Annotated in this window: 9 protein-coding genes; 4 read left to right on the top strand and 5 right to left on the bottom strand. The window is 66.5% G+C overall.

Translation table 11 applies throughout. The features are described 5' to 3' along the window. Positions 1–65 precede the first annotated feature (65 nt). Both ACZ59A_RS10760 and ACZ59A_RS10755 read right to left on the bottom strand, forming a co-directional pair. Positions 66–1,403: an FtsK/SpoIIIE domain-containing protein gene (locus ACZ59A_RS10760; protein ID WP_470956324.1), complete on the bottom strand. Its 1,338-nt coding sequence runs from the start codon at positions 1,401–1,403 to the stop codon at positions 66–68. 419 nt (positions 1,404–1,822) lie between these two features. Beyond that, positions 1,823–2,212, bottom strand: a complete 390-nt coding sequence (locus tag ACZ59A_RS10755) for an SCO3933 family regulatory protein (protein WP_470956321.1) — start codon at positions 2,210–2,212, stop codon at positions 1,823–1,825. Positions 2,213–2,389: 177 nt separating this feature from the next. On the opposite strand from ACZ59A_RS10755, the gene ACZ59A_RS10750 reads away from it, so the two are divergent. The 4 genes from ACZ59A_RS10750 to ACZ59A_RS10735 all read left to right on the top strand — a co-directional run bounded on the left by ACZ59A_RS10750 (position 2,390) and on the right by ACZ59A_RS10735 (position 8,841). Next, entirely contained in the window at positions 2,390–3,175 is a 786-nt protein-coding gene (locus tag ACZ59A_RS10750) for a GntR family transcriptional regulator (protein WP_470956318.1), read from the top strand. A 1,535-nt stretch (positions 3,176–4,710) separates the two neighbouring features. After that, the gene (locus tag ACZ59A_RS10745) at positions 4,711–5,880 is read left to right on the top strand and encodes a helix-turn-helix domain-containing protein (RefSeq protein ID WP_470956315.1); all 1,170 of its coding nucleotides are present in this window, start codon (positions 4,711–4,713) and stop codon (positions 5,878–5,880) included. 1,839 nt (positions 5,881–7,719) lie between these two features. Next, positions 7,720–8,289, top strand: coding sequence for a peroxiredoxin (locus ACZ59A_RS10740; protein WP_470956312.1), 570 nt, complete (start codon positions 7,720–7,722; stop codon positions 8,287–8,289). 12 nt (positions 8,290–8,301) lie between these two features. Next, a complete protein-coding gene (locus tag ACZ59A_RS10735; protein ID WP_470956309.1) occupies positions 8,302–8,841 on the top strand; it encodes an alkyl hydroperoxide reductase in 540 nt (179 codons plus the stop codon). Positions 8,842–8,913: 72 nt separating this feature from the next. On the opposite strand, the gene ACZ59A_RS10730 is transcribed toward ACZ59A_RS10735, so the two are convergent. The 3 genes from ACZ59A_RS10730 to ACZ59A_RS10720 all read right to left on the bottom strand — a co-directional run bounded on the left by ACZ59A_RS10730 (position 8,914) and on the right by ACZ59A_RS10720 (position 13,001). Further along, complete coding sequence (locus ACZ59A_RS10730; protein WP_470956306.1) at positions 8,914–10,383, bottom strand: AI-2E family transporter; 1,470 nt, start codon at positions 10,381–10,383, stop codon at positions 8,914–8,916. A 133-nt stretch (positions 10,384–10,516) separates the two neighbouring features. After that, positions 10,517–11,233, bottom strand: coding sequence for an aggregation-promoting factor C-terminal-like domain-containing protein (locus ACZ59A_RS10725; RefSeq protein WP_468051218.1), 717 nt, complete (start codon positions 11,231–11,233; stop codon positions 10,517–10,519). Between the two features lie 430 nt (positions 11,234–11,663). Further along, positions 11,664–13,001: a PhoH family protein gene (locus ACZ59A_RS10720; RefSeq protein WP_470956303.1), complete on the bottom strand. Its 1,338-nt coding sequence runs from the start codon at positions 12,999–13,001 to the stop codon at positions 11,664–11,666. Between the last annotated feature and the right edge of the window lie 426 nt (positions 13,002–13,427).

Here is a 13,427-nt window from a genome sequence, read left to right as displayed (position 1 = left end):
CACGACCATGACGCAGAGAATTCCCAGGACGACAGCGAGCGGGATTGCCTCTGATTCGCTCAGCATTACTCTCTCCCTCCTTTCGCTGCGTTCATAGCCCGCACCAGTGCGGGCATTGCCGGGGTCCTGTCAGAATGCGCGTCCGAGATTTCCCGAGCATCAGCAGTGGTAGTCAGGCGGGAGCGCACACGCGACCAGGTACCGCCGACTGTCGTGATGGCCACGCCTTGTTCTCGCTCCGTGATCATCTGAGCCGCCACTACCGCGTCATCGGCGAGATCACCGAGCGCCATTTCCGCCGTCTGCTGATCATGGACGCGATGGCAGATACGGCCACCGAGCTGAGCCCGCAGCGCCGTGACACCGACGCCCAGCTCAGACCCGATACGCTGACCCGCGACGATCAGGTGGATGGCGAGGGCCGCCCCAAGTTGCCCCAACCGATGCAGAGCAGTGGAACACTCGGCACTCTCCTGCCGACTGACCCGCGACCCGTCGACTAGGTACAGCTCGGCAAGCTCGTCCACCACGACCACGACCGGCACCGGCCGCGCCTTCTCCGGTAGCTCCCAGATGGACCGCACCCCCGCCGCACGACAGATCGCCATGCGATCCGCCGCCTCATCGAGGAGCGCCACCAGGACGGCCAAAGCCTCTGACCTGCTACAAGCCAGCGCGGACAGACGCCGTTCGAACAGCGACAGCTCCATACCGCCCTTGCAGTCGATCCCGACCAGCGCGACCGGCTGCGGTGCGAACTGACGGACCATCGCAGCGAGGAGCGTGCTCTTCCCCGATTGGGTCGCACCGACGACCAGCCAATGCGGCACCTGTCGCAGGTCGATGCTCCACCCGGAGCCGGTTTCCGTACGGCCCACATGCGCAGCGAGGACCCGAGTCGGCTCCCGTGCCACCGTCGCACCCGCGTCGGTCAGGGGGTCTCGCCAGGTCGCCGTGATGATGACCTCACCACGTCGTGAGGAGGCAACGCGGACCGCATGGAGTCGCCACGCATGTGCCATCGCGTGGGCCGCCTCCACGAACGGAGCGGGTGTCTGTCCCGGATGCAGTTGCACTCGCACCACCAGGCCGTCACGGGTGGGTATGGGCAGGCCCAGCCGGGGCGGGATCATCCGAACTGCGCGACCGGTCACGATCATGTCGCGGCCGACCAGGGCCCGGGGTGGCTGGCGTTGCACCGCCAAGTCGGCATTCCGGGCGAGCTTGCGCCAGGTGAACCGCATCCGCAGCACGACGGCGGGAAAGGCTCCCAGGTACCAGCGCCAGGGCAGTGCCCCCAGCCGCCGCAGCCTGCGAGGCATGGGCGGAACCCGGTGCTCCCAGCGCGGCTGTGTCAGCACGGCCAGCAGCAAGGCCAGCCAGACCATCCATTGCCACGACATCAGTGATCACCTCCGTCTGTCTTTCGGGGGTCCCGGCGCACCGACCCACGCGCCCCACGCACATGCCGGGCATCGCGCGCCACGTCCTCAGCCGTCCGTGCAGTCAGGGCCAGGATCTGATCAACCAGAGGGCCGCCGGACATGGCCGTCAGCAGAGCGTCACAGCCAGCCAGAATCCGGAGATTGCGCATGAGTCGTGCTACTGCTGCGTCGGTGTGTCCCACCAGCGACCTCCCGATCCAGCACGCGCGATCATGGTCTGAGCGAGGTGAGCGGTGGCCATGGCCACCCGGGCCAGCCGCTCCCGCTCCCCCGCGTCCATCTCTTCGACCTCTGCGGCATCGAGCTGACGGCTCAGCTCATGGACATGCCGCCGAAGATCAGCCCAGCCCACAACCCGCTGGGGCAACCCCGAAGATTCACCGAGCTGCATCGTCACCACCCCCAGCCGACTTCGACCGCCCCGGCACGGGCGGCGGCGCCTTGCCCGGTTCGCCCTCCGACGTGATCGCGGCGGCGCGGTACGACGTCCCGTGCCGATCGCCCATCTCCCACGAGATGGCCACGAGGTCCACCACGCGCACCCGGGCACCCTCAGCGATCACCGGGGGCTCAGCACCCGACACAACCACCTCGATCACGTCAGCACGGCGGTTGTCCGGCTGACGTACCGAGACACCCACGGCGTAGGTAGCCCGACCGTCCCGATCGGTCCTGACCTGGCCAGTCTCCAGATTCACTCGCGGCTCGGGAGGCACCACGCACATCAGCGTGCCGAGTCGGGCCACATCTACGGGAATGCTTCGCATTCAAGATCACCTCTCCCTCATATGTCGTTCGGTCGTCACTCGTACCAACGAGTGGCGGGAAGACGAGCATGCGTCATATTGACCAAGAGAGGCAAGCTCTTATCCTGATGAGTGCAGGACCCCCATCGACACCCCCAGGCCCAGCAGGGCCCTGAGACCGCCTAGGAGCTACCTACGATGCCCGGTCCCAGCAACAGCACGACCGCTCAACTCCAGCCCCATGAGCCCCTGTACAGGCAGCTAGCGGGCATCCTGGCCTCAGCCATCGCCACAGGCGAGGAGTACCCGCCGGGCAGTCGACTGCCAAGCGAATCAGAACTAGAGACCCGATACGACGTCTCCCGCAGCACCGTCCGCCAAGCCGTCGCCGAGCTGCGCCGGATGGGGCTAGCCGTGAGCAAACACGGCAAGGGCACGTACGTACGCGAACAGGCCACCCCCGTCGTCATGATCAAGCGCACGCTGATCCGACGAGGCAAGCACCTGGTCATGGGACACCATCTGGACGAGGCCGAAGAACCCACCGTCACCCGAGATCACGTCAGTGGGGACATTGAGGCACTGTTCGACCGAGGCCCGGTCCACGCGCTCACGGTTGACCGCCTGTTGGCAGACCCTGAGACAGGGGTTCGCGTCACCCACCGCACCGTGATCCCGTTCGACGTCGCCGACGAGGTGCCAGCACTTGTTGATCAGCCGAGCGCCAGCCCAACCGAGTTGTACGGGGCACTCGCCGAAGCCGGGCTCACACTCACCTGGTGGGAAACCGTCGATGCCCGCACCGCCCGACCCGACGAGCGCGCGGCACTGCACATGTCCGACGACGCCGACACCATCTTGATCACCCACCGCGTCACCGAGGACCAGGACGGCCGTGCACTCCTAGTTGAGGAGATGCGGACGAGCCCCGCCCGGGCCCGCCTCGCCTACCGCATCACCCCGACCACGCCCAAGCGCGGCTGAATGCGTCTAGATCTTCTTTACTTGCTCAAGGGCGCGCCTGCGGCGCGCCGGGCGGCCACGCCGCCTCGACCGGCTGCGGCCTGACGGCCGGTCCGGTCGGACGACGAGCCGCCCGACGACCACCAGCGGCCCCGAGCAGCACGAAGCCCCCGCCAGCCGCGGGGGCTTCGTTGTGAGGGGACGAGGAGGCCGACGAGACTCCCGCGGACCACGACTCACGGCCGCTGCCCGTTGCCCCGAGGGCGCATCGCCCCCGCGCTCAGCACGTACAGGTACGCGCGTGGTCCTGCGCTGCGAACTTCGACGGGCCGACACCGGGGTTGAACTTCTTGTAGCCGCACCCCGAGCACTTGACCCATTCGCCGCCGCGCCGGTCACGCTCCACACGCACCGTGCCGCGCCCCCGCGTCCGGAACCCTGGCTTCTCTGGCTTTGCCCGACCCCACCTCATAGCTCTTCCCCTCTCGTCGTGACACTGGCCATACTCCGCGTCACCAACTGCCGGTGACAAGAGCCCCCGACATCGTGGCTGGTGCGTTGTGGCTGGGGCCGACGACCTACGAGGCTTTAGGCAGCCACCATGGGGCGAGCCTCTAAGAACAGGGGGCCAATCGGTCGCAAACGCGGGCAGGTCCACAAACCCGCCCGATCCGCCGCACCAGCGTAAGGCCCCCTGTTCTCTCGCCCCATGGCAGCTCCCGCCCAAAGCCTCGCAGGCCATCGGCGTGCCCACCTGCACCGTCACGGCACCGCGCCTAACTCATCACCACCGGCCGACCACTCAGGCGAGGCCCCCGCAGCGCGCCTCAGCAGAGTGGCCACACGACGCGCCGCCGTGATGTCCGCGCGCCCACGGAACCGCAGGACAGGCCCCCCGTCCGCATCAGTCGACGGCTCGGTCACCACCGAGTGATGCACTCCCGCAACGGCCAAAGCTGCCTCCAGCTCATCCGCCGCATCGCGCGCTTCCCGCCACGCGTCCAGGTATCTAGCCTCCGAGACCCATACAACCTCTTCTGGCTCATCAGGTTGATCAGCCTCCCCGCCTAGGCCATCCGGCCCGTACGTCACGGTCGCCCACCTCCCTCATCAGCTCGTTTTGCGCCCCCGCCGTAACCAAGGGAGGGCACACGGTAACCGCACCAGGGAAACACTCAGCTCAGACATCCGCCTCCGCCACATCGGACCCGCCTGTTTACGCCGAGCCGATAAACGTCCACTCAACGCCACCAGGCGGAGCCCCGCGCGTCTCACGAGGCCCCGAACACAGAGACATGAGGACAGCGAGCGCGATGACAATTAGCGCCAGCTTGACCCTGAACCGCAGATAAGACATGACCACCCACCTACACGCGACAACCAGACATGCGGTCGTCACTCGTACCAATGAGTCATTGATCATGCGACCCACAAGGCAGGTGCGTCAACCACATACCAAGAAGGGTGATACCCCATCACCAGTAATTACAGGGCTCGCAGAATGAAAGCTCCCTTGACCCATCGCACATGAAGGGCTATGGCCGTACCCTGCCGATATGAACGATGCGGGCAAGAACCTGAAAAACGTGAGGAAGCAACGAGGTCTGACCCAAAGCGAACTGGCGTCCGCCTCAGGCGTGTCAGTCTCAACCATTCGCAAGTTGGAGCAGGGAGACCGGTCGACCGCGCGACTGGAGACGTTCCGCGCGCTGGCTGCTGCACTGCGAGTAACGACCATGCGACTCGTGAACGGACCGAAAGCCGAGGGGCCGACCGCTGGAACGGAAGAACGCTGGGAAGCCGTCAGGCGTACCTTGGGTCGCCCTCCAGTGCCCTCAGAACTGGACGGCGAGCCGCCAACCGTTGCCGGAGTCAAGAAGGCGCTAGACGACTCCCTGCCGCTCTTCACACAAGATCGATTCGAAGACCTCTCAACAGTGCTGCCCGCCATGCTCCGTGACGCTGATGCGTTGGGGCCAGAAGGGCGTGCTGTCCGGGTGCGGATCTTGCAGCTTGCCGGATGGCTCATGGTCCAGACACGCCAATTCGGAACCGCTGAACTAGCCCTCCAGCGCGCTCAGGACGATGCCGCTGACAGGCTCGAAGGAGCGGCAACCGTCAACACTCAATGCTGGCTCCTACTTCGACAAGGTGATCTGGAAGGCGCGTTGTCGCTTGCCGTGCAATGGGCCGACGAGACCGAACCCCGAATCAGCCGTGCAACGCCAGCCGAGTTGAGTACTTGGGGCTGGATGCTCCTTCGCGTGTCTGCGGCAGCAGTGCGAAACGAGCAGCAGGGGCAAGCCGCCGACGCGTTGCGACTGGCCAAGGGGGCCGCCGTTATGCTCGGACGCGAGTACGCACCCGAGAACGACTTTCTGCGGACCTTTGGACCAACCACGGTCAAGCTCAAAGCCGCTGAAAACGCGAGCGTCACCGACCGCCCCGACGTAGTGCTCCGACTAGCACACCGCGTATCTATGTCTGCCCTCAAGCCGACAAGCAACAACCGCAACCGACACCTCCTAGACGTCGCCGACGCGCACGCAAAGACCGGCGACTACACAGAGGCGTTCGACAAGCTGTCGCACATCCGGCGCTCATCCCCGGAATGGCTTCCCAATCAATCGTACGCACGTACGGTAATGAAGCGCATCGCTGAGGGCCGCCGGACCCTGACAGCGGAGATGCGAGAGATGGCAACCGCCATCCACCTTCAGCTGTAAACGATCTCTTGTGGCACTTCGAGCTGACACATAGTCAAAGTGCCACAGACACCGCGTAGACCATTCCCTAGGGTTTCGTTCCTCAGACGAAACCCTAGGGGGTGAGCAGCAGTGGCGAGCCAGCGCACGGCGCCAACGGTCGCACTGCAAAACAATTCCGTTCTTGAGCCAGTCCCTGTAGAGGGATGCACTGTCTGCTGGGCACTGGTAAATCAACGGGAAGCGGCGCGCGCGTTAGGTCAAAACTCGAAGGTTGATTCCCGCAACCGCGAGATCGCAGCGCACCAAATCGGGGGTGTGAAATGAAGCGGCACCTCAACCGATCACACATCCCCCGAGAATTTCTGCCCACTCTGATCGCGATCGTAGCGTGGTTTGCAGCCATGGCGGGAATTATCTTCCTTTCCGTGGCGGGTAAGCCGTGAGCACGGAAATGGGCCCCACCGATTCCATCCCTTTCGCCGATTCCCCTTACGAGATCTCGCCAGAGGGTTGGTGGACATCGCACGGCGGTGCGCAGGATAAGCGCTCAGGAGTCGTGTACATTCCCCACGGGCCGGAGAGCCGCCCTTGCATGCGCGGATGCCCCCACTGCCACCCGATAGAACCCTCATTGAGCGACGAGGAACGACGGGCCTTAGTAGAGCAGTCGTGGCACGCATACAGTTCGCACGGGACCGAGTGTCTCGACTGCAAGGGTACCGACAGATGCGAAATCGGAAACGGTTTGCTCCGCGTCTATCACCACGCCCTTCGCGGATATCATCGCATCAGCGAGTCGCGGCAGGCAGCGGGATCAGAGGATGACTAAAAGGCGCGCGGGCACCTCTCCGTCGCAGACACTTCCCATTTGGGTTCCGGTGACGATCGGAGAAAACGACACGATCGTGCACAAGATGCGCGCCGGGAAAACAAGATGCGGGGAGACCGGAAAAATAGGGCGATGGGCACGCATAGTCAACTGCCCCGGTTGCCTCGCAGACTAAGTTCCGCCCCCTGCCGGATGCGCCGAATTCGGGATTCCCCAATTTCCGTATTCGATTCCCGGCGGGAGCGGGCTTCACAGATAAAAGGATAGATAATTGGGCAGCAACAAAAGGTTCACGGTCAATGCGGCCAAGAATGAGACAGCCAGGGCTCCAAAGCGCAAGCAGGAACAGGTCACCCAACAAAGCCACATCGCTGACCGCTTTGTGAGGCAGTCTCATGTCTGTGACGAATTCTGCGAGGCCCCCTGCTCAATCAAGTAGCCTCCCGCCCAATGGAGTTGAGAAATGCGTGAACCTAGTGTTTGGGTCGGCGTGCTCGCCCTGGTCCTCACTGCGGTCATACCTCGATCACCTCGCCCCCAGGGACGGCATGCAGCCCTCAAGCAGACAGCCCATCCGCCGTCGCCCACCACGCATACGTCCCCTGCCACATGGGACACACTGTCCCTGCCTCGCGTCGTGGTCACCGAGTCCGAACCGCTGATGCAGTCCGGCCCCCTGGTGCGCCCCTACGTGGTCGAGCACGAACGCAGGCAGGTAATCGAAGCCAAGCAGCAACGAGAGCCACATACGCCCACTCAGGCGTGCTGAGCACAGACACCGACCCAGCCCCGTTCGGCCAGCAGCCGAACGGGGCTTCACCTTGCCGCGACGATCCCGCACCACCCAATCGTGTATGTGATTTACATCACCTCACACCTCTGCGTGCGGCTAGCGAGTCAGACATACCGGACCGGAGGTTGATAGCTAACTTCGATCAAACAAGCATCAGCGAGTTATTTCACTGATCAATCTGGGGTGTGGCACGGTGGGCCCTGTCCAACCCGCAAACCCCCCAGGAGCAGCGCATATGCTTAACGTCGGTGATCAGTTCCCTACCTTTGACCTCCAGGCATGCGTGTCACTGGAGAAGGGCCAGGAGTTCGAGCGCATCGACACCGACTGGATCAAGCGGAACCGGGACGAGAAGGGTTGGTTGGTCGTCTTCTTCTGGCCGAAGGACTTCACCTTCGTGTGCCCGACCGAGATCGCGGCCTTCGGCAAGCTGAACGACGAGTTCGCCGACCGCGACACCCAGATCCTCGGTGTCTCCGGCGACTCCGAGTTCGTCCACCACGCCTGGCGCAAGGACCACGCCGACCTGCGTGACCTGCCCTTCCCGATGCTGGCCGACTCCAAGCACGAGCTGATGCGCGACTGCGGCGTCGAGGGCGAGGACGGCTTCGCCCAGCGCGCCGTCTTCATCGTGGACCAGAACAACGAGATCCAGTTCACCATGGTGACGGCCGGTTCCGTGGGCCGTAACCCCAAGGAGGTCCTGCGGGTGCTGGACGCCCTGCAGACCGACGAGCTGTGCCCGTGCAACTGGACGCAGGGCGAGGACACCCTCGACCCGGTCGCGCTCCTTTCCGGCGAGTGAGGTGAACTGACAATGGCACTCGACACCCTGAAGTCCGCCCTTCCGGACTACGCCAAGGACCTGAAGCTGAACCTCGGTTCGGTGATCGGCAACTCCGAGCTTCCGCAGCAGCAGCTGTGGGGCACCGTGCTGGCCTGCGCGATCGCCTCGCGCTCCCCGCAGGTGCTCCGCGAGCTGGAGCCGGAGGCCAAGGCCAACCTGTCGGCCGAGGCGTACACCGCCGCCAAGTCGGCGGCCGCCGTCATGGCGATGAACAACGTGTACTACCGGACCCGGCATCTGCTGTCCGACCCGGAGTACGGCAACCTGCGCGCGGGCCTGCGGATGAACGTCATCGGCAACCCGGGCGTGGACAAGACCGACTTCGAGCTGTGGTCGCTCGCGGTCTCCGCGATCAACGGCTGCGGCATGTGCCTCGACTCGCACGAGCAGGTGCTGCGCAAGGCGGGCGTGGACCGCGAGACGGTCCAGGAAGCCTTCAAGATCGCCTCGGTGCTGCAGGCGGTCGGCGCCACGCTGGACGCCGAGAGCGTCCTGGCCGAGAACGGCTGACGCATACGCCATCATGCGAAGGGGCGCCCCACCGATCCGGTGGGGCGCCCCTTCGCGTGGTGGCCACGGGAGTTACGTACCGCCCTCGCCGGGCGGCTCCGGCGGCCGTCGCACCGGCGCGGTGGACACGACGGTCGCGCCGTGCGGGCCCGGGTGGGCGCGCGCGGCGCTCTCGCGGCTGTGCGAGCGCAGATAGCCGACCACCGTGTTGACGACCGCCACCAGCGGTACGGCCACCACCGCGCCGCCGATGCCGCCGATCAGCGAGCCGCCCGCGACCGAGAGCACCACGGCCAGCGGATGGACCCGCACCGCGCGGCCGAGGATGAACGGCTGCAGCACATGGCCCTCGATCTGCTGCACCGCCAGCACCACCACCAGCACCATCGCCCCCGTGAACACGCCCTGGGTGACGAGCGCCACCATGACCGCGAGCGCGCCGGAGACCACCGCGCCGACCAGCGGGATGAAGGCGAAGAGGAAGATGAAGACGGCCAGCGGCACGGCCATCGGGACGTCGAGGAAGAAGAGCCCGACGCCGATGAAGATCGCGTCGATGAGGGCCACTATCACCGTGCCCCGCACATAGGCGGTCAGCGTGGCCCAGGCGCGCGGCCCCGCGCCCGCCACGCCCTCCCGGGCCGCGGCGGGGACGAGGCCCAGCATCCAGCGCCAGATCCGCGGCCCGTCGTACAGCAGGAACAGCGTGCTGAACATGGTCAGCAGGATGCCGGTCAGCACCTCCACGACGACCGTGACGCCTTCGAGCCCGGCCGAGGTGATCTCCTCGGTGTTGGCGCCGACGGCCTCGCGCAGGCTCGTGGCGACATGGTTGATCTGCTTCTCCGTCACATGGAACGGGCTGTGCAGCAGCCAGCGCCGCAGATCGTCGATGCCCGCCTGGAGCTTGTCGGACAGCTCGTCGACGTTCTCCATGACCTGCCACACCACGAACCACACGACCAGCCCCATGACGATGAAGCCGCCGATGAAGGTGATGGTCGTGGCGAGCCCGCGCGGGACGCCCCGGTTGCGCAACCGGGTGACGGTGGGCTCCAGCAGGGCCGTGATGAGCAGGGCGATGGTGAAGGAGAACACCACCAGCTGGATGGAGCTGATGACCTGCATCAGCACATAGAGCGTTCCGGCCAGCACCAGCAGCCGCCATCCGGCCTCGGCCGCGACGCGCACGCCCCAGGGGACGGCCTCGGCCGGTTCGGGCCGGGGTGCGACGGCGGGGGCGTAGGCCGGCGGGGCGGGCACACTGGGCGCCTCGGACGGCTCCTGCGGCTCGTCCGGTACCGGTGGCCGCTGATGCGGCTCGCGCGCCTCGTACGGCTCCCGCGCCTCGTACGGCTCCCGCGGCGTCTCCGGCCGGTGCGGCGGTGACGGCTCCGGGCCTCCGGCAGGCTCGGCCGGCCGGCCGGCTCCTCCGCCGCCACCCTCGTCACCGCGTGCCGCGGCCTCTTCGTGTTCGAGCCGAGCGGCGAGCCGGGTCAGACCGGCCCCCAACCTGCCGACCCACTCTGGCAATCTGGACATTCAGCTTTCCCTACCCCCGGTTCCCCCGTAGTCGTCGGGATGACGTTACCGGCTGTGGACGCGCGAAACCCCCGACCTGGCGGACGGGGGTTTCGCGAAGCTCTGGGCTGAGCGGCCGGGTGGCCCGGGCCGATCAGTAGTAGTTGTTGGCCTGCCAGAACGACCATGCCTCACACGGGCTGCCGTAGCGGTCGTTCATGTAGCCCAGGCCCCACTTGATCTGCGTGGCCGGGTTGGTCTTCCAGTCGGCACCGGCCGAGGACATCTTGGACGCGGGCAGCGCCTGCACCAGACCGTACGAACCCGACGACGGGTTGGTCGCCTGGTAGTTCCAGCCGCTCTCGTGGTCCACGATGTTGCTGAAGCACTGGAACTGGTCGCCCGGGATCATCTGCCGGGCCATGGCCTGGACCTCGGAGATGGAGTACGAGGCCTTCTGTACGAAGTCGCCGGCGTCACGCGTCGCCGAACGGCTCGCGATCTCCTGCTTCTCCTTCTTGGCCTCGCGCTCCTTGGCCAGCTTCTCGGCGGCCGCCTTGTCCGCGGCGGCCTTCTTGGCCTTCGCGTCCGAAGCTGCCTGCTTGCGGGCCGCCTCCTCAGCGGACTTCTTCGCCTCCGCGTCGGCGGCGGTGGACTGAACGTCCGCCTGCTGCGTCAGGGATGCTGTCTGCGCCACGGCCTGCTGGCCGGCGGGTATGTCCGCGAGGAGCGTCGAGTCGGCGGCGGTCGCCTCGATCGGGTCGGACGAGCTCTGCTGCTCGCCACCCGCGGCGACACCGACAACGGCGCCCACAGTGGTGACCGCGGTGGCCGAGGCCACTGCGAATCCCCGGACCGAAATCCGGCTCACTCGGTTTTCCTTCCAGCGTCGCCCGCTTAGGTGACCTCGCGGGCGCAATCGTGCCCCTGTGCGCTGGCCCCCCCTTGTTCCGTCCCCGGTGCTGCTCAGTGGGTGTGGCTGGTCACGGGAGGCACTGGCCCGGTGCGTCCTCCCGCAGGAGAATCGCGAGGTGCTCGGGCGGCATACGGCGAACTCTCTTCAGTTCTGGTACTGCTGTGGTTCTGTACCGCTGGCGGTACTGGTGTGCCGTATGCGAGGCCTGACAGAACCCACAGACTGCCGGACACGGATACCCGGAGGCAATTCCCCGGCAGGTGTGAAAGCTCACACGCCGTTTACGCCCTAGGGTTTCTGGAAATTCACGCGCGAGAACGCGCCGCACAGCTAGGCTCATTGGCCTTTCCGTGCGGCGCGTTAACGACGTACCGGACTCAACGGCTCAGATGCGGCCGTCCTCCAGCATTTCGGTCACCAGTGCCGCGATCGGCGACCGCTCCGAGCGGTTGAGGGTGACATGCGCGAAGAGCGGATGCCCCTTCAGCTTCTCGACCACCGCCACCACACCGTCGTACCGCCCGACGCGGAGGTTGTCGCGCTGGCCGACGTCGTGGGTGAGCACCACGCGGGAGTTGGCGCCGATCCGGGACAGAACGGTCAGCAGGACGTTCCGTTCGAGCGACTGCGCCTCGTCCACGATCACGAAGGCGTCGTGCAGCGACCGGCCGCGGATGTGGGTGAGCGGAAGCACTTCCAGCATGCCGCGCTCCACCACCTCCTCGATGACCTCGGAGCTGGTCACCGCGGACAGCGTGTCGAAGACCGCCTGAGCCCAGGGGCTCATCTTCTCCGCTTCGCTGCCGGGCAGATAGCCCAACTCCTGGCCGCCCACCGCGTAGAGCGGGCGGAAGATCATCACCTTGCGGTGCTGCCGCCGCTCCAGGACCGCCTCCAGGCCCGCGCACAGCGCGAGCGCCGACTTGCCCGTACCGGCCCGGCCGCCCATCGACAGGATCCCGATCTCGGGGTCCAGCAGCAGGTCCAGCGCGATGCGCTGCTCCGCGCTGCGGCCGTGGATGCCGAACGCCTCGCGGTCGCCGCGCACCACCCGTACCTGCCCGTCCGGGGTGACCCGGCCCAGCGCCTTGCCGCGCTCGGACTGGAGGACCAGCCCGGTATGCACGGGCAGTTCGGCCGCCTCGGGGATGTACGCGGTCTCGGCGGCGAACAGGTCGTCCACCTGCTCGGCGGAGACGGCGAGCTCCGCCATCCCCGTCCAGCCCGAGTCGGTGATCGCCAGTTCCGCGCGGTACTCCTCGGCGAGCAGCCCCACCGAGGATGCCTTGATGCGCAGCGGCAGATCCTTCGAGACGACGGTGACGTCGTACCCCTCGGCCTGCAGGTTCCGGGCGACGGCGAGGATCCGCGCGTCGTTGTCCCCCACTCGGCCCCCGTGGGTCAGGAAGGCCGCGGGAAGGATTCCCGGGTCGGAGTGGTTGAGCTCGACGCGCAGGGTGCCCCCCAGGTCGCCGATCGGAATCGGAGCATCCAGACGGCCGAACCGGACGCGGTACTCGTCCAGCAGGCGCAGCGCCTGCCGGGCGAAATACCCCAGCTCGGGATGGTGCCGCTTGGCCTCCAGTTCCGTGACCACGACGACCGGCAGCACGACTTCGTGCTCGTCGAAGCGGGCCATGGCTCCTGGATCGGCCAGCAGGACGCTGGTGTCGAGGACATAGGTGCGCCGGTCTTGCTCGCGGCGTTTCTTGCTGGTCACCACGGGTGGACGAACCCCCTCGGGAGAGGTTGGGGTGCGACGGCGTCGCGGGAGTGAGGTGTCCCCGCCGTAGACGGGGAGCGGACCGGGCTCAGGCCCCACGGAGCGGGCCGAGCGCCGGCCCTCCGCGTCATACGCACGATCCGCACAGTCGTCCGTGTGCAAAGGGCCTCCCGGGCGGACGACCCGATGCCGTCCGCTAGGCAGTTCGACACCCACTGGACAGTGGAACAGGGCGTCGACCTGGAAGGGATATTCCCTCGAAGGTGCGCAGCCATGCAACGGCATATGACGGCCCGCGCATGAACGTTGAGGAACGGGCGTGCTACACGGCGGCCGGGGGGGGGGGGGGGGGGGCGTTCCGCCCCCGCCGGCGGGGCACCTTCTTTCCTCACAGAGCTCACTTCCCTCGCTTCAGGCCCACCCCCC

It is taken from the genome of Streptomyces sp. NPDC040405 (assembly GCF_055595765.1).
The sequence above is the reverse complement of the archived record's forward strand: the minus strand, read 5'-3'. Positions and strand labels throughout refer to the sequence as shown.